Source organism: Allocatenococcus thiocycli (assembly GCF_921292965.1).
GTDB classification, from domain to species: Bacteria; Pseudomonadota; Gammaproteobacteria; order Enterobacterales; family Vibrionaceae; genus Vibrio; species Vibrio natriegens.
Window position 1 is genome coordinate 42,335 of record NZ_CAKLCK010000011.1, and the last position, 23,166, is coordinate 65,500.

Genomic DNA, 23,166 nt, shown 5'->3' on the forward strand with positions numbered 1-23,166 from the left:
GAACATCACCAACAGTTGCAGGTAGTTCGCAAGATATATAGAGGGAATGAGCAATGAAAGAAACGGAATTGATACCGACGAGACAAGTAAGCGTCAGAGAATGTTTTGGTATAGACAGTGATTTAACAGTATCGGCATTTGAGCACGGTGGCGAGTATGTTCCGCAAATCGATCCAAATTACTGTTTTGACCCTGAAGTGACGCTAGCCATCCTAGCGGGCTTCTCATCAAATCGTCGCACTCTCATTCAAGGCACACACGGAACCGGTAAGTCTTCTCACATAGAACAAGTGGCAGCTCGACTGAACTGGCCCTGCCTGAGAATAAACCTTGATGGACATTTGAGCAGACTCGATTTCATCGGGAAAGACAGCATCGTTATAAAAGACGGCATGCAAATCACCGAGTTTAAAGAAGGCATCCTTCCACAAAGTATCCAACAACCTATCGCACTGGTATTGGATGAATACGATGCAGGGCGACCAGATGTGATGTTCGTTATTCAGCAATTGCTTGAGCAAGATGGTAAATACACCTCATTGGAGCAAAACCGCGTCATTACCCCGCACCCATATTTTCGATTGTTCGCCACATGTAACACGCTCGGTCTCGGCAATTTTTCTGGTCTGTATTCAGGTACACAAGTGCTCAATCACAGTCAGCTGGATAGATGGAATATCATCGCTACTCTGAACTACCTTGACCCTAAACACGAAGCCAATATCGTGTTATCCAAGAATCCGGAACTCAATAATGAACAAGGTTTGCAGCTAGTTGAGCAAATGATCGCAACAGCCGGAATGACTAGAAACGGTTTTATGGCGGGCGATTTATCTACAGTAATGTCTCCCAGAACGGTGCTGACATGGGCCGAGAACATTCGTATCTTTAACGACGTCGCAACCGCGTTCAGGCTGTCATTTCTAAATAGATGTGAAGAAGAAGAAAAACAGCTTGTTTGCGAATACTACTTCCGCTGCTTTGGTGAAACTTTGATTGCCAATCCATCAGTTAGCTCTGGTATGGAGCAACTTAGCCATGGCTAATGTATCGTCTCAACAGAAAAAGATCCTCGATCTTAGTGTCTCCGTTGCCAGAGCGATCAGTGGAAATCTCACACTTAATTATAGGGGTGAGCGTTTATATAGAGGCGATCAGCCTTACTACTTTCTCTCAGCCCACACCAATGACCTCACTTTTGTTTCTCGCCATGAGTTAACTAAGAGTAAAATGGCTATGCAAGGTAAGATCGATTCTTCAGCGTTGCGCCTTTTGGTGTCAGACGCAGAGCTTCATTACTCGCAACGCCCCAATGGCGAAGTTGAACGTCTATTGTTTGATTTTTGCGAGCAAGTCCGAATCGAGTCCCAAGTCCCGCATTACTTAGCAGGTATTCAAGTTAGCACTCGATTCAACTTTTGTTATTGGAGTGAACAGTATCATCAGAATGGCTTTACTGAGTCTCGTCTTGGTATGCTTCTTTTTACGCTTATGCAGATCATACATTCGCGTTTAACAGGGATACCTGTTTCGGAACCTATCGCCGAGGCTATCGAATCCACTCGAGCTGGAATCGTACCGATCATAGGCACTTGTCTGGTACAACTAAAAAGACATCGATTAGATCAGCGTTTGTTCGCCACTTATGCCAACCAACTTGCGACTCTCGTCAGTGAACTTATCGATCAAGAACAAGAAGAATCAAACAATCAAACCATTCCTGCCGTTGAAGAAGACATTAAAATCCTTGCCCAACTGGCGCTAATTGTAGACGGGGACATCGAAGACCAAGAATACGACGCGGATATCACTGGTAGCAGTAAAGCTTTCCAACTCGCTGGGTCTAAATATCAAGTTTTTAGTCGAGAGTTTGACCGAGAGGTGGGTGCTGAAACTGTGGTTAGACAAGCGTTACTGCTTGAGCTACGACAAAAGCTTACTGACGACATGATGGCAAGACAGGTTAACACTCGTCGATTAGCAGCAATACTGTCTAGTATTGTCCAAACCCCGCAGCGAAACAAACGCCAAGATCATCTGGAAGAAGGAGTCGTTAATGCGAACACCATAACCAAACTGGTTACTTCTCCGCTTGAACGCACCATATTCTCACAACCAGAACTCGGTGCATCCCATCAATGCGCCATTACATTTTTGATGGACTGCTCTGGCTCCATGCAAAAGCACAGTCATAAAATGAGCTTGTTGATGGACACACTGCTTAAATCCGTAGGTCTAACCGAAGTTCCTTTTGAAATCCTTGGCTTCACAACCGGAAATTGGAACGGCGGGAAAGTTTATCGACAATGGCTACAACAAGGACAACCAAAACACCCTGGTCGCTTAAACGAACTTCGACATATTATATTCAAAGACTTCGATACTCATTGGCGACGAGCTCGACTCGGCATCGCCAGCTTACGAAAAGCCGACATATTCAAAGAAGGAATTGACGGAGAAGCCGTACAGTTTGCCGCTCAACGTCTAACTGCACAAGGTGCGCAGCGAAAGATACTTATCGTATTCTCCGATGGTTGTCCCATGGACACTGCCACTAGCACAGCCAACGACCAATTTTATCTCGATAATCATTTAAAGCAGGTCATCGAGCGCGAAGCAAACCGCAATAAAATAGAAATCTACGGTGTCGGTATGGGCGTCGACCTAAGTCCCTACTATCGAAACAACATTATTTTGGATGTAAAGGAAAGCTGTCTGTTTAGTTTGTGTCGAGAGGTGTTTGGGGTACTAAGGAAGTAGAGCTGGTACCGTTCAACCCTGTTTAAGCCAATTGAACTGCTCGGTCTAGTCGGCACTTCAGCAAAAAGGCCGCTAAGAATTTAACGGCCTTTTTCGTTTCTGCAATTTTAATTGGCAGCGACTGAAAGGTGCAATTTAGACACGAACTTATCGTGGTTTTGTATCACGGACTCTAAATCCGCATAACATCCATCTGCGATAGAAAACTTACGTTGTTCATAATTTGGCGAAACTAAGTAAGTCGTCATGTTCGCTCTTTTGGCCGCCGCCAGGCCTGTAAAGCTATCTTCAATAACTAAACATTCTGCGACACCGATTTGGAGTTTACGGGCAGCGGTTAAATAAACATCTGGATGGGGTTTACCATATTCTTCATCTTCAGCGCTGCAGACAACACTGAACTTGTCCCACAACTGAAGGCGATTGAAGACTGCGTTAATGACTACATGGTTAGAAGATGTTGCCAATGCGATCTTTAACCCTTGGTTGGCAAAATAGTCTAATGCCTCGTAAACGCCGGCCATCGCCTCACCAGAAGTAGAAATACGATGACACAACTTCGAAAGAATCATTGCTTCCAGCTCTTTCGTTGGCACGGTCAATGAGTATGCCTCACACCAAATTTGCGCTATTTCATCAACACGCTTCCCCATTGTCATCTTTTCGCAGTCGTCACGTGTAATACACACACCAAAACTGTCGAGTGATTCCATCTGCGCCTCTTGCCACAGAGGCTCAGAATCAATGAGTACACCATCCATATCAAAAATAACCGCTTTTATATTCATGCTTACCTCAAAATTAGAAAATGTATGACAACCAAAACCGTTGCCATACCCTAAGTCTTTTAAACGACAGACACTTTATCTGACTCAACAAATGTCGTTTCAAACCCTGGTTGTTCAACATTAATCAAGTAGGTAAAGAAAAACGCCAGCACGTACAACGTAGTGTAGGCAATGACCACACCGATTGTGCTGAAGTATGGTAGTAATACCACCGCAATGGCTGGCGCAAGGAAGTTAGACAATCCGGCAGATAAGTTATAAACCGAAATCGCCGCGCCTTTGTGATTTGGTTCCAGTGCAGGAAACACTGCCGCCATTGGTACAAAGGCTGCTACAAAGATCCCCAGAGAAATGGCCGGGATCAACGCCATGTAAAAGTTGTTACCGAAATGCTGAGGAATGTAATAGAACCCAAGGCTAGAGAGCGCCATTCCCACACAACCGAACCAACGTACTACTTTCATCCAGCCCAGTTTTTCGCCCAAGATTCCCCAGAAGACGTTAGAAAAGATGGTGGTAAAGAAGAACACTGCCCAAACCTGAAGCCACTCAGACGTAGTAAAGCCAAGATCATCGACAAACATCATCGGCATGATGACTGCAAAACCGAAAAGCGACAGCGTGTTGATAATGCGTACAAAGCTAGAAAAAAGTATGTTTTTGTTGGTGTAAAGAAGCGTTACTGCTCGGCTTAATTCGGTCAGTTTCTGCTTGTTAGTCAGGTTATGCATGTGCGTCGGCGTTTTAACATTACGCAGAGCGACCATGGCGATTAGACCACCCGCGGCACAAAATGCCAGCGATAACCACAAGGTACCAAACTCGCCAATCCAAGGAATAGTAAAGCTAGGAATGTAGCTACCCGCAACACCAATACCGATGGAATATACCGTCCAGAACCAACCAAGAGCCGAACTTACGCCATCACTGCGAACGTTGTGTACAATCACCACGATAAATGAGTAGAGGAACAGTGGATAAGCCAAGCCACGAATGCCGTAAAACAGTAAAATGAGTCCGTAGTTTGACTGGCTCAACCCAAGGGTTAAGAACAGTACATGGAATACACACCAGAGTAGAAAACCAATTTTCATCGTTTTCTGTGGAGTAATGATTTCCGCTACCACACCGGATACCCAAGCGGCCAACGCCGCAGCCAGACCATAAAGTGTAAATGCAAAAGATGACTGAGCCGGACTAAAGCCAAGCTCGGTAATGTAGTGCGACAGAAACGCCAGTTCAAAGCCATCACCAGTCATAAAGATTGCGATAGCGACGTATCCCCATATCAGATTGAGCGGCAATCCAAGCCACTGTTTGCTTACGTTTTCCATATATTCCTCGTTTCGTAGGGTAAAGGAATCCCACGCCCCCTCCTTTTTCTTTTATGGGGGGCGTAGTCCATTTTTAGTTGTGATGTTCTTTCTAAGGTGACTCTTAACGGCCAGTGTTACGACCGAAGGGCCAAGTCGTTTTGGTAAAGAGAGCGAAAACGTGAATAACGCTCAGACAGGCCTGATTCACGCTCGACATTCGGCTGATAAACGCGGTGAATTTCCGGCTTCTTACATACTTCATCCACCGATTTTCCTGACGCCAGGCAAGCAAGTCGAGCCGCCCCTAACGCCCCACCCGTTTCACCACCTTTGTGAGTCATCGTTGGCAAGTGAAGAATGTCGGCGAGTAACTGCGCCCAGAACGAGCTACGTGCACCGCCACCCACCAATGAACACTGTTCGATGTGCGTACCGCTTTCTTGCAACACACGCAGACCATCAGCAATACCAAAGCTCACCCCTTCGATCACCGCATAACCAAGTAACGCACGATTGGTGGAATGGGTCATACTGTGGAACATACCCGTCGCTTCCGGATCGTTATGTGGCGTACGCTCACCAGACAGATACGGTAAGAAAATTGGCGCTTTTGCTTTCTCTTCTTCACTAAGCTGCTCAATTTCAGCCAACAACTCAACTTCCGTTGTGCCTACTATTCGACAGAACCATTGAAGGCAGCTGGCAGCACTTAGCATGACACTCATCTGATGCCATCGTTGTGGCAAAACATGACAGAAGGCGTGTACGGCAGACTCAGGTGCGGGGCGATATTTCTCGTTGACCACAAACAGTACGCCAGAAGTGCCAAGGGAAATAAACGCATCACCCGGACTGACCGCACCAACACCGATTGCGCTTACGGCATTATCACCACCGCCACCAGCGACGATGACAGATGGACTTAGTCCCCATTTGTGGGCCATTTCAGCGGATAAAGAAGCCGATACTTCACAGCCCTCGACCAGTTCAGGCATTTGTTCCCGCGTTAGCTGGCATTTGTCGAGCAGAGAATCTGACCAGTCACGCTTAGCGACATCCAACCATAACGTGCCTGCAGAATCCGACATGTCGGAAACTTTTTTGCCCGTCATTTTGAAGCGAAGATAATCTTTCGGCAGCAGCACTGTGCTAATGCGGGAAAAGTTTTCAGGTTCATGCTTGCGAACCCAAATTAACTTGGGAGACGTAAATCCTGGCATCGCAAGGTTACCAGCAATTTCATGCAGATCCGGAGCAGCCGCTTCAAGTTCGGTGCACTCTTCGTGACAACGTGTGTCGTTCCACAAAATAGCTGGACGAATCACATCATTGGCCTCATCCAGAAGCACTGCACCATGCATCTGTCCAGACAAACCAATGGCTTTAATTGCTCCCCAGTGCTCAGTGCATTTCTCACGCAGAGCCCCGATCAAATAGTTCGTTGCTTCCCACCACTCTTGCGGTGCCTGTTCCGACCAATGAAGATACGGGCGTTGAATCGTCAGTGGCGCGCTGTGTGAAGCGACCGTTTCACCGTGTTCATCAATCACTAACGCTTTCACTTCTGAGGTGCCGAGATCTATACCTAGATACATGCCCATTCCTTATTGAATCATTGAGTAAGCTGCTGCAATTTTTTCTCGCAGCAATGTTTCAAAATCCGCGCGACCGGCCAGTTCACCAAACAAAGCGACATCCTGCGCGTAAGCGGCGATTGGGTCTTCAGAATCAAACATGCTGTGCACGGCATTTTCATCAAGAATCCCATCCTGATACTCATAAGGCAGTAAACCTTTGTGCCACTGGTGCATAAAGACAAAGAACAGCGCAGGCAGCATCGCAGTCGCATCTGGTGTAACACCTCGCTGATAGCATTCAATCATCGTCGGCGTAATCATGGCCGGGATTTTAGAAAACCCATCCGCAGCAACACGCTGGTTGGTGTCTTTAATATATGGGTTGGTAAAGCGCTCTAACACCACCTCAAGATAGATCGGCAGATCGATACCATTGTCACCAAGGCAAGGAATCACATCCTGACTGACGTAATCGTGCGCAATCTTGTAGATATAATCCGTCAAAGTACTTTCGTGAATAAATGACTGACCAACCAATGTTCCGGCCCAAGCGATACAGCTGTGTGAAGCATTCAAGATTCGGATTTTCGCCTCTTCGTAAGGAATAACCGACTCCACCATTTCCACGCCTACATTTTCCAGTGCAGGTCGAACGTCTTTGAAACTATCTTCAATTACCCACTGAATGAAAGTTTCACCCATCACTGGCGCGTTATCTTCAATACCTGTTTGTGCTTTAATCCGATATGGCAGGTCTTCAGCGGGACGAGGTGTAATACGATCCACCATGGTGTTCGGACTTGTCGTATTTTCCTTCACCCATTGCAACACGTCAGCCTTACCAGTCAGAGTCAGGAACTCCATTAGACCATCTCGGAATCGCTCACCATTGTGTCGCACGTTGTCACAGTTCAGCAGTGTCACTGGTCCAGCACTATCCGCCATACGGCGCTCAAGGATTTTCGTCACCGTGCCGTAAATTGTTTGGTGGCCACCGCTCAGATCAGCTTTTAGGACTGCGTTATCAACATCCAGTGAGTGATCGGTTTTTAAGTAGTACCCGCCTTCTGTGACCGTAAAGGCGATCACTTTTGTCTGCGCTTTTGCACCTTCTTCAATCAGCGGCGCCAAATCTTCCTGCCACGGGAGCAACGTCTGAATAGATTTGATCACCTCATATTCACGCTCCCCTGCTGGACTGACCGTCTCTAACACATACTCACCATTCTGCGCACGGAGAGTTTCAACGGTTGATTCTGCATCATTGCGAATGTTACCTGCCGCGATATGCCAGCTTTGGTCACCCGTTTCTAGCAATTTGTGCAGATACCAGGCTTGGTGCGCACGGTGAAATGAACCCAGACCGATGTGAAGCCACGTATATTGGTTTTTCATTATATTTCCTCGTTTTTGTTTGATGGCCTAACTCTAATCGATCAAATTACCAAATAAAGAGCCATAGATCACAAATGAATTATTGACCATCAAAAGATTTTTTGTTCATTTTTGAGTAATTGATTGCTATTGCACTCACGAGGAGTTAGAGAGAAGATAGGTGTTCTAGATACGATGACGAACTAAATATTGTCATCAAGAGAAACACAATAAGCTGAATAATAAGGATAAAACGTGGCTAGAGACGATAGTTTTAAAACCGATCAGATGGTTCGCGCAGCCTGGATGTACTACATCTCTGGTCGAAACCAGCGCGATATAGCATCTGAACTTGGCTTATCACGTCCAGTTGTCCAGCGCCTGATAGCAGCAGCGAAAGAAGAAGGGATTGTCTCTGTCGGACTTCACCATCCGATCTCCACTTGTTTGGACTACGCAGAACTGCTTAAAGAGAAGTATCAATTGGTAGAGTGTAATATCGTGCCAACCATCAGCGATGATGAGACGCTTGATAACGTATCTTTTGGCTGCTTCCAGCTCATGTCGAAATACATGAAAGACCAGCAGAATCAGATCATTGGTATTGGCTCTGGTCTGACACTTAAAAAAGCCATTAACCGAATTGATTTTGAAGCACCAAACAGTAAATGTGTCGCATTAATAAGTGCTATGGGCATAGATGGCCAGTGTAATTACTATGATGATGTACCACTGATTCTGGCGCGAAAAATTCAGGCAAATTACTTCCAATTGCCCGCCCCACGTTACGCGACCTCTACCGACGAATTCAAAACTTGGGCAAGTATGCGTGTATTCAAAGAGGTATCCAGCGTTGCCGACAGTGCGAATGTGATTTTCCTCGGTATCGGTTCATTGAGTAAAGCCAGCCCAATCATCAAAGACGGTTTCATCTCTGCAGATAAGGCAGATGAGCTCAATCAGCAAGGAGCGGTAGGCGAAATACTTGGTCGTTTTATCAATGCTGAGGGTGAGGTGATCGACTGCACCATCAACACTTTCATCACCAGTTACGATATACGTAACAATGACTGCCCTAGAATTGGTGCAGCTTGTGGGGAAGATAAACGCCAGGCTATTCTCGCCGCACTGAGAGGACACTGGGTGAACGGTTTAGTTACTGACGAAGTAACAGCGAGATGGTTATTAACGCAATAAGCGAATTTTCAGTTTAAACCGTAGATCTCTTCAACTGTCGACCGCGACCAGTTAAACCAGACTTTCAATTGTCCGCATAACGCTATCCATTCGCGAATCAATTGAAAGTCTGCATCAAGACAACAACGTTTTCTCATTAGAAACACGAGAAGTGAATGTGTTTAATTAATACGGTAGAAACGTTCAGCCAAATTAGTGTGTTAGCCTTTCTATCAACGCTTGTTGATATTCAGGTAATTTCGAACGAGAGACGGATTGAAATGCTAATGGCGTTAGATAAGTCATACCCGCATGTAGCGCACTCGCTTTCATTGGTAAGAACACATCTTCTAGTTTAACGCCTATTCTGCCCGACTCGCCGTAGGTACTAGCACCACCAGCCGCAGTCGTCACCAACAGCATTTCTTTTCCCTGCCATAATCCAGGTCCTACACTCCCCCAAACATCATTCATGTAAGCTTTCATCATCGGAGTAATATTGAACCAATGGGTTGGAAACATAAATACAATGCGATCGTGTTCTCTCGTTAGCTCGCGCTCCTTTTGTGCATCGATGGCGCGAGTATCAAAACCATAAATAGTCTCTAGGTTTCGGACTGTGACTCCTTCAACACTTTCAGCAGCTTGCTGCATCCCCTTGGTCATCACTGACCTTTCTGGATAGGGATGTGAGACAATAACCAGCGTTTTTATATCCGTTTTATGAACCTGCTCTGCAGCGGACACAACATTGATGCATGTAAGCCACAGAACTTGCAAGGCGAGAAAAATCCAGCCCGCTTAATGACGCTATCCCATTTCATTTGCGCTGTTCCTAAAATTCTATCTTTCCACAGTTGTTGTAAAAAAATTAAGCCCAGCGAGCTGAGCTTAATTTTATTGATGCCAAGATTTTATTGACCAGCAGCGTATTGCTCGTCAGTCACTTTCTCTTTCCAGATAACATTTTTGCCATCTTTCGATGCTGTAACAACAAGGTGTGTCATTGGTGCATCTGGGGTCGCGCCGTGCCAGTGATCAATACCCGGTGGGCACCAAACGCTCTCGTTTTCGCTAAAGCGAATCACTTTACCATCTCGGGTACCAGTAAGTGCCACACCAGAAGTGACAATCATATGCTGGCCTGCAGGATGCATATGCCACGCGGTACGAGCGCCTTTTTCGAATGTCACATAAGCAGCGCTGTAATTCGCGACGTCATTTTCAGGGAATAGCATGTCCACTTTTACATTTCCTGTGAACAAATTTTCCGGCCCGTTAAAGGATTTAAGATCTTGTGCGCGATACGCTTGCTGGCTGCCTGCCGCATCGTCAGCAGCATTGGCAGTTGAAACCATTGCCGTCGATGAAACCATCCCTGCCAGTAACGTTAATATGAGTTTATTTTTCATAATCGAATTCCCTGTTATTTATTTAGGACCGAGTCCAGAACTTGTTGTGCGTTGTTAGCCACGTCTTCACCAACTTGCTTTTCAATGATGGTGATGAATTCTTTTAGCTCATCAACGGTTACATCGTTATTCATACTAATGTTGTAATGAGCTGCCAATTGGCTGTTTACACCCGGTATATTGGATAGGGTCGCAATCGTAGCGACTTCACGTTGCTTCCAAGTCAGCACATCACGAGCAAAAATGTCACCAAACAAATGAGATTTCAGGTATTCATCAATTTGAGGAGAGAAATCAAATAACGGCCCTTTTACTTCAACGCCGATGAGTTTAGTTTGGTTTTCTGCACCAAATTCAAGGCTGGTTTTATCTGTCGGTAGTGGCGATGACTCTGGACCAGCGACGTCTTCGATTCCATTACTCTTTCTTTCTTCAAGAACCTGCATAAATGCAGCCAATGCATTCAGGCTACGAGGGAAACCAGCATATGCGTATAGCTGACCCAGCACCTCCTTGGTTTCATTAATGGTTAAACCTGCGTCCAAGCCTTCGTTCAAGCTTACTTTTAGCTTCTCGATTTCACCACTGGCGGCAAACGCTGCGATCGGAATAATCGCCTTCTCTTTAGTATCAAAACCTTCTGCCGCCGTTGCGGTATTCATAGTCAATACCGCTAGCAAACTCGCCACCAAAATGGACCATTTACTGAAATATCTGCCTATATGAAACATTTGTGTCTCCCTATTCCCTTTGCATTTATGAGTACTTCAATTGCACTCTCTAAATATAAAGTTATCGCAAAATCTGCATACTACTTTGCCTAGAAGAGTTTAATTATTGCCTAATCTTCTATTAGGCCAAATCCGCTAGAATTGAGATATAAATAAAAACATCATGTTACAATTGGAAACAACAATAACACGAAGATTGACTTGACTATTAAAATATAAAAACCACTCAATAAACAATTAATCGTTATTTATACTAGCTAGTCATTTAAATGTAGAAGTAAAAATCGTCTATTTAATTAAATAGTAATAATCAGGCGTAATTTCATTTTTATCTCGGCCCGCTTATTAACGTAGAAATGCCTGTTAATCTTTTTGATTAACAGGCCTTTATTTACAAAATCCAATGTATTATTCAATAACCTCTATAGTGACTTTCATTGAGCCACCAGAAGTAAAGCGCGATAAATCGCCGTCAACTTTACCGAGGTTAATCAATCCAGATGCATAACCAAAGTTTTTATAAAACACGACTAAGTTACCCCAAGGCGCGTAGTAAGAAATGTCTCCCGCTTTAGAACTCACGCCAGCTGGCGCCCCTTCTTTAGTTAACTTCGATGGTAGGTAGGCTATTTTTTCAGTACTGGCGTAATCTTCCAACTCTAAAGTTAATGGTAGTTGGGCGATAAAATCTTGTGTGCTCAGACTATCATTTAACGTCGCAGTGACGGTGCGATCATCAAATACAAAACGAATCTTCATTGTACTCTCCCCGGTAATAACTCCGCTCTCGGTCACGTTGCCGGAAGCGAAACAAATTTGGCTAATAAGTAATGCGGGCAACACTGTAATCGTGGATAAAATGGTTTTGTGCCACTTCTTTAACAACATAGTCGTGATTCCCTTTTAGTTAAGTGACAGTATTAGAGGTTACCTAATACGCGTGCCATTCTCTGCAGCCCGTCGAGTAGCTGCGCTCTCGGGCAAGCCATATTGAGACGAATGTAACCCTCGCCTTGGGTGCCGTAAACCGCGCCCTGATTGAGCATAAGAGCGCCTTCAGTTATCAGTTTTTCGCCGATTTCTGCGGAAGGCAAATCTAGCTGACGACAATCAATCCATGCCAAATACGTGGCTTCTTGCTGGATGACACTCAAACGTGGTAAGTGCTGGTTAGCAAATTCAACGACAACCAAATAGTTCTGATGAAGATACTCTCTCAAAGCATCTAGCCAAGCTTCACTTTCGTTGTATGCCGCCATTAATGCTGATACGCCAAAAGGATTCACATCACAAACTTCATGAATATTTAATGCGCGATCGATTTTGTCACGTAGCTGTTTATCAGCAGTGATGATATTGGCGATTTGTAGCCCTGCGATATTGAACGACTTACTCGGAGAATTTGTCGTCACTGTGTTAGCAAGAAACTCATCCCCCAAGGCAGAAAAAGGCTGATGTTGAACTCCCGGAAACGTAAGATCACAATGGATTTCGTCGCTAATCACTTTGACACCATGTCTAAAGCAGATCTCACCCAATCTGGTCAACTCTTCTTGTGTCCACGCACGGCCAACCGGATTGTGGGGATTGCATAGAATCAGAACCTTCACATCAGATCGAGAAGCTTTTCGTTCAAGATCGTCAAAATCCATCTCGTAATAACCATCACGATTCACCAGCGGATTTTCAACAAGGTGGCAGTCCATATTGCGAATCGAACTGAAAAAACAGTTATACGCGGGAGTTTGAACAATAACGCCATCACCCGGATTGGTCAGTGCTTTCAGGATAGCTGATAACGCAGGAACTACGCCTGACGTGTACTGAATCCACTCACGTTGGATGTGAAAGTTGTGTCTTTTACCGAACCAGTTAATAACCGCGGCGTAATAAGCGTCAGGGACTTTGGTGTAACCAAAAACGCCATGCTCAACACGTTGTTTCAATGCACTTACAATAGGTTCGGCAGTGCGGAAATCCATATCCGCGACCCACATCGGAAGAATAGAGCTGTTCCCCATGCTATCCCACTTAACACTGCCTGTTCCTTGTCGTTCAACAATTTGATCAAAGTTGAAAGATGGCATTATGTTCTCACCTCAAATTCCGTTTCAATTGTGCATCCTCCTGGGTTCTTGCATTTCTTATCAAAGATAATTTCTCCGATTGAGCGTGCTTTAATAGAGCCAGATAAAGGATTCTTGATACTGATGATGTCGGAAACAATTTCAGCGTTCAATGTCGCGTATTCAAAACACAGATCTGTCTCTTCCATAACGCAATTTTCCATGATTAGATCTTGCGCGTAACACAACGGCTGCTCACCGCGAATGGTGCAATTAACCAAGCGTAAATTTTTTGAGTGCCAACCTAAATATTCACCATCTAAGACGCTGTCGTATACCGTGACATTTTCTGTGCCCCAAAATGCGTCTTTAGAGTCCAAATACGCGTTGCGAATAGTCACATTTTTAGCGTCTTGGAACGAGTAGTTTCCTTGTAGCTTGAAGCCATCAATTTCTACATTTTCACAGTTCATAAAAACATAGTCGGCGCCGCGCATTTCAACATTGTTTAAATTGACGTTATCACACATCCACAAGGTTTCTCCCGCATTCGGGAATCTCGTATTTTCGATAGTAAGATTCGAGACACGGCGAAACATTTTAGGCGCTTCGATCACGCAGTTATTCATCGTCAGGTTCTCTGAGTACCAGATAGCAGCTCGCGCGTATATCGTAAACAGGCTCTGCTCAATCAAGATGTCATTGCTATGCCAGAAGGGATATTTACCCATAAACTCACAGTGTTTAACCATGATATTTTGCGAATGTTTTAACGCTGACTCGCCCGGGTAAAATCGCACTTTATGCAGATATTTGTTTTCTTCAGCGTATAATGGTCTCTCACCTTCAAAGAAGGTGTCGCATAATTTTTCTTGCTGACAGAGTTGGTCTTGGATTGTTTTCGATAGTGTCATGGTACACCTGAACTTAGAAATTAAGGAATTAACGTTGGCAAACATTGCCAGTACTTACTTATAAATGAACAGTAAATAGCTTGGAAACCAAGCGGGCACATTAATAAAACTCGTCAAATTATTTAATGTAGAGCGAAAGGAAATAAATATATACTCCCAGCCACTCTAATAACTGAATAAAAAGGTAATGAATACAAAAAGGCAGTGGATCAGTACACCTTACGCGAAACTTTAAAAAGTGATGACTACGTCACTGACAATCTTTCCTAAGATAATCTCCCATCAATTTGTAAAATGGGAGTGTTTCAATGCTGGATTATAATATTTGCTACCAAATATAAACGTCGCAAATATTACTCATTTCCTTTAGCCTAAAATATTATCCAGAACTTGATCGGCATTTAATGCAACATCCTCACCACAGTGCTGTTTTAGTTCGCCAATAAACGTTTTCAACAAGGCTGGCGTGATACCATTATTTAAACTGATACCAAAATGTGCCTGAAGCTGGCCATTAACACCCTGCATATTTGCCAAGGCTGCTATCGTCGCAAGCTCTCGTTCTTTCCATGTCAGTACATCACGCTGGAAAATGTCACCAAACAGATGTGCTTTTAGGTACTGGTCAATTTCGGGGGCAAAATCAAACAAAGGGCCAGAGACAACTTGCCCAACTAACTGGGTTTGGTTTTTAGTACCAAAACTTAAACTGCTTTCGTCTGTTGGTAGAGGGCTTGAAGGCTCGCCTTCTGTATCAAAGATTCCTTGCTGCTTACGCTCTTCTATAACAGACATAAATGTCCCAAGCGCGTTGAGGCTTCTGGGAAAACCAGTGTATGCGTACATCTGTACCAGTATTTCTTTGGTTTCGCTGATGGTGAGGCCAGCATTCAACCCTTCGACCAAACTCATCTTCAGCTTTTCAAGCTCACCACTTGCAGTGAATGCTGCTATTGGAATGATGGCTTGTTCTTTACCAGAAAAGTGTTCTTGCATGGTTCCTCCGAAGTTTGAATCAAAAGGCGAATCAATGTCCTGATACCCTTTGGATAACAAGACAGCAGCCTGTGTTTACGGTAACAACATGTCTAAATCTACGCCTAAATTTAAAAACCCGTTAGCCTAATGATTGCCAATACTTGCCTAATTATCCAAACACCAATATTAACAAGAGAACTAGAGAGGAGGTTTAGCCAATACTTAACCCTAAGAAAATAAACTGTAATCGATTGTTATATAAAATATTTATACTAATTAAACGAAAAATAAGTGCATGATAAGCCGAGAGAACAATCGAAAAAATCGTGATGAAACTATCAATAGCAAATTGCCTAATAATCTTTACATAAGGAAAATAGCTGTTATAACTAAATAGTCGAAGACAGAAGTAGTCCAACCCTTTGGTTGCCCGTGGAGTAGCAATGAACGATTCACAAAACACAAACGTAGCAGCATCAATCCTTGCTGAAAAAATCCAAAAATGGACCGGTGATACCACACAATTTGATACTGAAATCCTAGGGCTTAGATTAAGTCGCTGGACAACGCCTACACCACCAACCAGCTACACTCACAACCCAAGCATCTGTCTGATTGCCCAAGGAAAAAAGCGTGTTTTTCTGGGTGACGATAGCTTCACGTATGATGCCAATCATTTCCTGATCTCGTCAGTTGATCTCCCTATCACTGCCAACATAATGGAAGCAAGCGAAGATGAACCCTACCTTGGACTGATAATGGAACTGGATTTACAAGAGATTTCCCAACTCATTGTAGATAGTGAGTTTTCTTTTAAGACCAGCAAGGAAGCACAGAAAGGTATTGCTGTAGGAGAACTGTCAGGCTCGCTACAAGATGCGTTTATTCGCCTTATGACGCTACTAGACGAGCCTGATAACATTAAGATCTTGGCTCCGATAATCAAACGAGAGATTTTTTACCGATTATTAATGACTGAGCAAGGCGCACGATTAAACCAAATCGTGACGACAGGTAGCCATAGTCACCAAATCGCCAAAGCCATTGACTGGCTAAAGAACAACTTTGTCAAACCATTAAGCGTAGGCGACCTTGCAGCGTACAGTGGTATGAGTAAATCTGCTTTTTACACGCATTTCCGTTCAATGACATCGATGACGCCATTACAGTTCCAGAAGAAATTGCGACTCAGTGAAGCGCGTCGATTGATGCTGACAGAAAACTTAGATGCAATGGCAACAACATTTAAAGTTGGATATGAAAGCCCTTCCCAATTTAGCCGCGAATACAGTCGCTTGTTTGGTTTGCCACCATCGAAAGACATTAAAGCGCTCAAAGAAGCCAACATCTCTTAAATTTGCTTCTACTCAACCCGTTATAAAATAATGAAAAAGTGGGCATATCGCCCACCCCAGATGCTCTCTAAAACGCAAACGGCTAGAAAACACTCGTTAATCGCGGTGTTTGCGGAATCACTTGCTCTAGCTGCTTAAAACATACTTACAACGCTTCAACCAGACCTGCGCCATCTTTAGCTTTGCACACATAAATCGATGCTTTTAAACCTGTCGCAGCTTCATATTTAGCTTCTACCGTCGATTTCACTTCATCCACCAATGCAGGTGGAACGAGAGAGACGATACAGCCACCGAAGCCACCGCCGGTCATACGCACACCTCCTTCTTCGCCAATCACCTCTTTCACCATCTCAACTAGGACGTCGATTTCTTTGACGGTAATTTCGAAATCATCACGCATTGATGCATGAGACTGAGCCATCAGTTCACTCATTCGTTTAATATCATGCGAACGGAGCGCTTTTGCCGCTTCGACTGTGCGATCGTTTTCAGTGATCACGTGATGCGCACGTTTTGCCACCAATTCATCCAACTCAGAAACTTTCTCGTTGAACTGCTCAATGGTGACATCGCGTAGAGCTTTAACACCAAAGATTCGTGCCGCTTCTTCACACTGTTCACGACGAGTGTTGTATTCGCTGTCTACCAAGCCACGTTTTTTATTCGAGTTGATGATCACGACTGCCATGTCCTCTGGCATAGAAACCGCTTCTGTTTCCAGGCTGCGGCAGTCCAATAACATGGCGTGGTTTTCACGGCCTTCTGCCGAAATCATTTGATCCATGATGCCGCAGTTACAACCAACAAATTCGTTCTCGGCTTGCTGACCATTTAATGCGATTTCCGACTGGCTTATTTCCAGGTTGAAGAGCACTTTGAACGTCTGACCAATCACGACTTCCAGTGCCGCTGATGAGCTCAACCCCGCACCTTGAGGAACATTGCCGCTGACAGAGATATCAGCACCGGTAAACTGGTAGCCACGAGCCAACAGACACTTCACGACACCGCGAATGTAGTTTGCCCACATTTTGTCTTCTTGGTATGTGATTTCTTGAGTGATATCGAATTCATCAATCGCGTTGGCGTAATCAACCGATATTACGCGTACTAGGTTGTCGTCACGCTTTGCTGCCGCAACAACCGTCTGATAGTTAATTGCACATGGCAGTACAAAACCATCGTTGTAGTCGGTGTGTTCACCAATCAGGTTTACACGACCAGGCGCTTGGATAATATGGCTTGGCGCATAGCCCAACACGTTCTCAAAAGACGCATTCACATTTTGGATTAAATCAGACATATTGAATTCCTAATCTCATAAATTCTTTTCAATTTCTCTTTAACTGGCAGATAGTCCGAGAAAATTTTGTTAAGCCCTAAATATTTGGAATTGCAGCTAGGCGACAAGTAAATTCAGCCCTATGAGCATAGATTTCCTATGTGATTAGGGCGGCCGGCGATCCGGTGGATTTATGCAGGCAACAACGCTGCGGTTTCAAATATGACGGGGTTACTGTTCTTTGTAGTGCAAATCACTTAGATCACGCAGACGCTGTGCCGCTTGCTCTGCGGTTAAGTCGCGTTGACTTTCGGCCAGCATTTCGTAACCCACCATAAACTTACGAACTGTCGCGCTACGTAAAAGTGGCGGGTAGAACAATGCGTGAAGCTGCCAATGGTCTACATCTGTGCCTTGTTCAAAGAAAGGGGCGTAGTGCCAACCCATTGAGTAAGGGAAAGAACATTGGAATAGATTGTCATAACGGCTGGTCAGCTTTTTAATAGCAACAGCAAGATCGTCACGCTGCTCATTACTTAACTCGCTCATACGGCGAATGTGTGTTTTGGGTAGCAGCATGGTTTCGAATGGCCACGCCGCCCAGTAAGGGACAACCGCCAACCAATGCTCGGTTTCAACGACGATACGGGAGCCATCTTTTAGCTCAGCTTGAACGTAATCCACCAGCAGGTTGCTACCATGTTCCTGGTAGTAAGCCTTTAGGTTTTGCTCTTTACGTTCAATCTCATTTGGTAAGAAACTGTTCGCCCAGATTTGACCATGTGGGTGAGGCTGAGAACAGCCCATGGTTTCACCCTTATTCTCAAACGCCTGAACCCAAACGTAATCTTTACCTAGCTCTTCAATTTGCTCGTTCCACGTATCAATCACGCCACGGATTTTGTCTACCGGTAGTTCAGGTAAGGTTTTGCTGTGGTCAGGACAGAAACAAATCACTCGGCTCAAACCGCGTACACCTTGGGTTTTGAATAGTGGGTTGTCTGATTCTGGCGCATCTGGTGAATCCACCATCAGAGCAGCGAAGTCGTTATTAAACACGTACGTGCCCTGATAATCTGGGTTAGCATCGCCAGAGATACGCTCATTTGTCGGACACAGGAAACACTTCTCATCGTAGCTTGGTAACTCATCAATCGCCGCTTTCTCATCCGCCCCACTCCAAGGACGTTTTGCACGGTGTGGTGAAACTAAAATCCATTGACCCGTTAGTGGGTTGTAACGGCGGTGTGGGTGATCCACTGGGTTAAATTCAACGTTCGACATTTTACTTACTCAACTGATTCTTCTTACTAGTCCGATGTACTGCACCGGATGAAAATTAGTAACCTTGTGGGTTATTTGATTGCCAATTCCAAGTATCGGCAGTCATTTCAGCAACGCTGCGTGTTGCTTTCCAACCAAGCTCTCGCTCTACCTTGTCTGTGCTCGCCCAACATTCGGCGATATCACCCGAACGACGCGGGCATAGCTCATAAGGCACAGGTTTACCGCAAGCGGCACCGAAAGCTTCTACCATTTCAAGTACACTAGAACCTTTACCTGTACCCAGGTTGTAAATATGCAAACCCTCTTTCTCACCCACAGATTTCAATGCCGCAATATGGCCATCAGCCAGATCCATTACATGGATGTAATCACGCACACCTGTACCGTCCGGCGTTGGGTAGTCGTTCCCAAATACCGAGAGCTTTTCACGACGACCAACCGCCACTTGTGCAATGAACGGCATCAAGTTGTTTGGAATGCCTTGTGGATCTTCACCCATGGTGCCCGATGGGTGCGCGCCGACAGGGTTGAAGTAGCGCAGCAAAGTGATGCTCCAATCGCTTTCAGCATTAAACAAATCACTCAAACACGCTTCCACCATGTGTTTACTACTACCGTATGGGTTAGTGGTTGCACCTGTTGGTGAGTCTTCTGTGATCGGAACGATTTCTGGATCGCCGTAGACGGTTGCAGAGGAACTGAATACGATGCTCTTCACACCCGCTTTACGCATACTACGCGCCAACACCAATGAGCCATTGACATTGTTATCGTAATATTCCAATGGCTTGACGACTGACTCACCTACCGCTTTCAGACCTGCAAAGTGAATGACCGCTTGGATATCATGCTCAGCGAATACCGAATGCAAAAACGCTTCATCACGAATATCGCCTTGATAAAAAGTTGGCTGTTTGCCAGTTAGCGCTTCAATACGGCTCAATACTTCTGTTTTGGCGTTACACAAGTTATCGACAATGATGGGCTCCATGCCCGCCTCAATCATCTGAACGCATGTGTGACTTCCGATGTAACCCATACCACCTGTGACAAGTACTCTCACTTTTACTTCTCCACTGTTGCTGCTTCCTGCTCGTTACCGGACCTGATGCTCACTGAGCCAGCGTTATTCACACCAAGTCGATACGCCCAATTCTTCGCTGATTAAAATTCTATCAACCAAAACCGATTTAGATCCGTGATCAAACTCAAATTAGTGTAAACGTTTCCACAAATAAAAGCACTGTTTAATCGTGGAAAAAAAAACACGCATAATCTAAAAATAAAAAGATTATTAAAACTTTAATTGGTCACAGCTCTAAGATAATCAAGAAGCGTCAACTTACATAGTAAATTGTAAATACGCCAAAATTGTAAACGATACCACTTAGTGACAGTTAGCTCTGAATGAGTAATAACTCATGAGTACTAAGAAACAGGAAAAAGATGGGTATGGAGAAGCGAATTGAATTTTCTCCATTAAAAAGGGACCTGAGTCAAACTCAGATCCCTCATTTTTATTCACTTTCTGCTAATCGTATGACTACGCCAGAGAAGACATATCGATAACAAATCTATGCGCTAAATCACCAGAAGCGAGCTGCTTAAATGCATCGTTAATTTCATTCATTTTGATCATTTCACATTCTGGGTAGATGTCATGATCAGCACAAAAATCCAGAAGTTCTTGCGTTTCAGCGATACCGCCGATCAACGAACCAGCAACGCGACGACGACCAAATACTAGAGGCACGCTCATTAGCTCGTCTAATGGACCAACCTGACCAACAATGACAAGTGATCCGTCTAGATCCAACAATGGCGTGTATAGATTGACATCATGCTTGGTTGGTACTGTATCGATGATGAGATCGAACGAAGAAGCCGCAGCTTGCATTGCCTGCTCGTCTGTTGACGCCAGGATAGCTTTAGCTCCCAATGCTTTTGCTTGTTCTTCCTTGCTTGTTGTACGGCTGATTACCGTCACTTCAGCACCCATTGCCACAGCAAGTTTAACTGCCATATGACCCAGACCGCCCAAACCAATGACGCCAACTCGCGAACCTTCAGTTACGTTCCAAGTACGTAATGGTGAGTATGTTGTAATACCTGCACAAAGAATTGGCGCGGTACGAGACATATCCAACGAGTCTGGAATGCTTAATACAAACTCTTCACGAACCACGATGTGTTTAGAGTAACCACCTTGAGTGATTTCACCGGTATGACGATCTGGTGCACCGTAAGTCGGCGTCATGCCATTGCGGCAGTACTGTTCTTCGCTGTCGTGGCAGTGGTCGCATTCCTGACAACTGTCCACCATACAACCGACGGCAACTCGGTCACCTACTTTGTATCGAGATGCTTTTGCACCTACCGAGGTAACGATACCAACAATTTCGTGGCCAGGAACCAGTGGATATGGTTGAGGCCCCCAGTCACCATTAACGGTATGTAAATCTGAGTGGCATACACCACAATAGGTTATTTCAATCGCGACATCATTTGGACGTAACTCTCTGCGTTCGAAATGATATGGTACAAGATCCGTATTTTCTGATTGTGCCGCGTACCCAATTGTTTTCATGTCACAATATCCTTTTATTCTCTATTGCTAATTTAGGATGACTATCAGTCACAAGTCATCACTATCACCTTATACACTTAGAGATCACAGTTCTTGCCCGATAATCTTTTATCCTTGCTCGATAGTAATCACGGGGGCTTCAGATTAAGCGAGGCTCAACGATAATCATTCATATAGTGTAGTCTGCGCACAAAAAGCAAAGGGTTGCTAGCTATTCACTTAGCCGTGGTATAACACCTAAAGTCACGAGGTAAATCAGAAAAGAAGCCACCAGTTCCTCTCCCATTCACACACCTTCACAATCTCAGTCAAAGTGATTAGCCGTCGGGAGATATTTATGCCTAAATATAGGAATAATATCCATATCCAAGCGTATGCCCCAACCTACGAGAAAGTGAGAAGTAAATGCAGGAAAAAAAGCCGCAATCTATTGAGCGTAATCCTTGTCCTGAGCCAATCAGAATCGGTTTTATTCTCCAACCACATTTTTCTCTTATGGCATTTACTGCTGCCATGGATGCGCTTATTACGGCAAACCTAGTCCATGAAACCAGCTTATTTCAGATTCAAACCTTTGGTATCGATTCGCGTAAAGTATTGAGTGATATAGGCATCGATATCGCAACAGATGCAACGGTTGAATCGCTAAATCTACACAAAAGAGGCTCGCTGGATTGGCTGTTTGTGTGTGGTGGTTATCGTTGCAGTACGCAAGCATCCCAGCCGCTTACGGAATGCCTGACCTCTGCCTGCAATCAAAAGATCAATCTAGGCAGTATTTGGAATGGGACCATTGCATTAGCCCATGCAAACGCCATTGAAGAAAATACCGCTTCCGCTGTGCACCCTAACAGTCATCAGTTTATTCATACCACTTTCCCTACGCTGGAATTATCCTCCCATACGTATGAAGTCTCGGACAATCGCGCTAGTTGCGCGGGACCAAACAGTGCGATGGAAATGATGCTGAGTATCGTTGAGGCCAAGTTTGATAAACAGTTAGTACGTGCTGTACGCGAGATCTTAAGCTGTGATCAAGCATCTGAGGGAAGGCAAGCAATATTACACAGCCAGGCGAACAAACCAACGGTGGATACCCTAGCCCGCCCCGAGGCGCTGGAAGACGCAATTGTATTAATGGAAAACAACATTGAAGAGCCCCTGACACCTGATGAGCTCGCACGATTTTTATCGATGTCACGCAGACAGTTGGAGCGGCTATTTCAAACCCATTTAGATATTTCACCGTCAAGGTATTACCTAAAGCTACGTCTGTTAGCGGCTCATAAAGAGTTGGAAAATAATAAAGAGCCAATTATTCAGATTGGCTTGAGCTGTGGTTTTGTCAGCAGTAGTCACTTCAGTAACTGTTTTAAAGACTTTTTTGGTTACACACCGACTCAACTGCGCCAAACCATGAAGAATAAAAACTCCACTCATTCGACACGCTAACCAGTCAAGTTCCAATAAAAATGGAAGCTAGCAATAAAAAAAGAAGACACAGAGCCCGCTGTGTCTTCTTTGGCTTAGTAAGTGAGTGTCAACACCAAGGACGAGAGA

20 protein-coding genes are annotated in these 23,166 nt (G+C 44.6%); 5 read left to right on the plus strand and 15 right to left on the minus strand.

Annotated features, from left to right (window positions below):
* The first annotated feature begins 53 nt into the window (after positions 1–53).
* Both L9Q40_RS05155 and L9Q40_RS05160 read left to right on the plus strand, forming a co-directional pair.
* Positions 54–1,046, plus strand: a complete 993-nt coding sequence (locus tag L9Q40_RS05155; protein WP_065301295.1) for an AAA family ATPase — start codon at positions 54–56, stop codon at positions 1,044–1,046.
* The gene (locus L9Q40_RS05160) at positions 1,039–2,760 is read left to right on the plus strand and encodes a cobaltochelatase CobT-related protein (RefSeq protein WP_498792445.1); all 1,722 of its coding nucleotides are present in this window, start codon (positions 1,039–1,041) and stop codon (positions 2,758–2,760) included. Before L9Q40_RS05155 ends, L9Q40_RS05160 begins: the two co-directional genes overlap by 8 nt.
* A gap of 107 nt (positions 2,761–2,867) precedes the next feature.
* Here L9Q40_RS05160 and hxpB read toward each other — a convergent pair whose 3' ends face one another.
* The 4 genes from hxpB to dalD form a co-directional block, all read right to left on the minus strand.
* Entirely contained in the window at positions 2,868–3,548 is a 681-nt protein-coding gene (gene hxpB / locus L9Q40_RS05165; RefSeq protein ID WP_498792447.1) for a hexitol phosphatase HxpB, read from the minus strand.
* Positions 3,549–3,607: 59 nt separating this feature from the next.
* The gene (locus L9Q40_RS05170; RefSeq protein WP_498792449.1) at positions 3,608–4,882 is read right to left on the minus strand and encodes an MFS transporter; all 1,275 of its coding nucleotides are present in this window, start codon (positions 4,880–4,882) and stop codon (positions 3,608–3,610) included.
* Positions 4,883–4,998: 116 nt separating this feature from the next.
* Complete coding sequence (xylB, locus tag L9Q40_RS05175) at positions 4,999–6,459, minus strand: xylulokinase (RefSeq protein ID WP_498792450.1); 1,461 nt, start codon at positions 6,457–6,459, stop codon at positions 4,999–5,001.
* A 9-nt stretch (positions 6,460–6,468) separates the two neighbouring features.
* The gene (gene dalD, locus L9Q40_RS05180; protein WP_498792452.1) at positions 6,469–7,836 is read right to left on the minus strand and encodes a D-arabinitol 4-dehydrogenase; all 1,368 of its coding nucleotides are present in this window, start codon (positions 7,834–7,836) and stop codon (positions 6,469–6,471) included.
* 234 nt (positions 7,837–8,070) lie between these two features.
* On the opposite strand from dalD, the gene L9Q40_RS05185 reads away from it, so the two are divergent.
* Positions 8,071–9,012 carry a sugar-binding transcriptional regulator gene (locus L9Q40_RS05185; protein ID WP_498792454.1) on the plus strand — a complete coding sequence of 314 codons (942 nt, stop codon included), beginning with the start codon at positions 8,071–8,073 and terminating at the stop codon, positions 9,010–9,012.
* 192 nt (positions 9,013–9,204) lie between these two features.
* Here L9Q40_RS05185 and L9Q40_RS05190 read toward each other — a convergent pair whose 3' ends face one another.
* The 7 genes from L9Q40_RS05190 to L9Q40_RS05220 form a co-directional block, all read right to left on the minus strand.
* Positions 9,205–9,738: an NAD(P)H-dependent oxidoreductase gene (locus tag L9Q40_RS05190; RefSeq protein WP_498792456.1), complete on the minus strand. Its 534-nt coding sequence runs from the start codon at positions 9,736–9,738 to the stop codon at positions 9,205–9,207.
* Positions 9,739–9,905: 167 nt separating this feature from the next.
* Positions 9,906–10,403, minus strand: coding sequence for a (R)-mandelonitrile lyase (locus L9Q40_RS05195; RefSeq protein WP_065303789.1), 498 nt, complete (start codon positions 10,401–10,403; stop codon positions 9,906–9,908).
* A 14-nt stretch (positions 10,404–10,417) separates the two neighbouring features.
* The gene (locus L9Q40_RS05200; protein ID WP_243978400.1) at positions 10,418–11,134 is read right to left on the minus strand and encodes a carboxymuconolactone decarboxylase family protein; all 717 of its coding nucleotides are present in this window, start codon (positions 11,132–11,134) and stop codon (positions 10,418–10,420) included.
* Positions 11,135–11,542: 408 nt separating this feature from the next.
* The gene (locus L9Q40_RS05205) at positions 11,543–11,893 is read right to left on the minus strand and encodes a cyclophilin-like fold protein (protein WP_243978403.1); all 351 of its coding nucleotides are present in this window, start codon (positions 11,891–11,893) and stop codon (positions 11,543–11,545) included.
* Positions 11,894–12,054: 161 nt separating this feature from the next.
* On the minus strand, positions 12,055–13,221 hold the full coding sequence (locus L9Q40_RS05210; RefSeq protein WP_498792459.1) for a MalY/PatB family protein: 1,167 nt from the start codon (positions 13,219–13,221) through the stop codon (positions 12,055–12,057).
* Positions 13,221–14,114 carry a DUF3737 family protein gene (locus tag L9Q40_RS05215; protein WP_498792461.1) on the minus strand — a complete coding sequence of 298 codons (894 nt, stop codon included), beginning with the start codon at positions 14,112–14,114 and terminating at the stop codon, positions 13,221–13,223. Before L9Q40_RS05215 ends, L9Q40_RS05210 begins: the two co-directional genes overlap by 1 nt.
* Positions 14,115–14,480: 366 nt before the next feature.
* Entirely contained in the window at positions 14,481–15,110 is a 630-nt protein-coding gene (locus L9Q40_RS05220) for a carboxymuconolactone decarboxylase family protein (protein ID WP_065303793.1), read from the minus strand.
* Between the two features lie 425 nt (positions 15,111–15,535).
* On the opposite strand from L9Q40_RS05220, the gene L9Q40_RS05225 reads away from it, so the two are divergent.
* Positions 15,536–16,447: an AraC family transcriptional regulator gene (locus L9Q40_RS05225; RefSeq protein WP_329353622.1), complete on the plus strand. Its 912-nt coding sequence runs from the start codon at positions 15,536–15,538 to the stop codon at positions 16,445–16,447.
* A 145-nt stretch (positions 16,448–16,592) separates the two neighbouring features.
* Here the strand turns inward: L9Q40_RS05225 and galK are convergent, their stop codons facing one another.
* From galK to L9Q40_RS05245, 4 genes are all read right to left on the minus strand, one after another.
* On the minus strand, positions 16,593–17,753 hold the full coding sequence (gene galK / locus L9Q40_RS05230; RefSeq protein ID WP_498792464.1) for a galactokinase: 1,161 nt from the start codon (positions 17,751–17,753) through the stop codon (positions 16,593–16,595).
* 210 nt (positions 17,754–17,963) lie between these two features.
* Positions 17,964–19,016, minus strand: coding sequence for a UDP-glucose--hexose-1-phosphate uridylyltransferase (locus L9Q40_RS05235; protein WP_498792466.1), 1,053 nt, complete (start codon positions 19,014–19,016; stop codon positions 17,964–17,966).
* Positions 19,017–19,071: 55 nt separating this feature from the next.
* On the minus strand, positions 19,072–20,082 hold the full coding sequence (gene galE / locus L9Q40_RS05240; protein WP_498792468.1) for a UDP-glucose 4-epimerase GalE: 1,011 nt from the start codon (positions 20,080–20,082) through the stop codon (positions 19,072–19,074).
* A 480-nt stretch (positions 20,083–20,562) separates the two neighbouring features.
* Positions 20,563–21,606, minus strand: a complete 1,044-nt coding sequence (locus tag L9Q40_RS05245; protein ID WP_498792470.1) for an NAD(P)-dependent alcohol dehydrogenase — start codon at positions 21,604–21,606, stop codon at positions 20,563–20,565.
* Between the two features lie 405 nt (positions 21,607–22,011).
* Between L9Q40_RS05245 and L9Q40_RS05250 the strand changes: the two genes are divergently transcribed.
* Positions 22,012–23,058, plus strand: a complete 1,047-nt coding sequence (locus L9Q40_RS05250; protein WP_498792471.1) for a GlxA family transcriptional regulator — start codon at positions 22,012–22,014, stop codon at positions 23,056–23,058.
* The last annotated feature ends 108 nt before the right edge of the window (positions 23,059–23,166 follow it).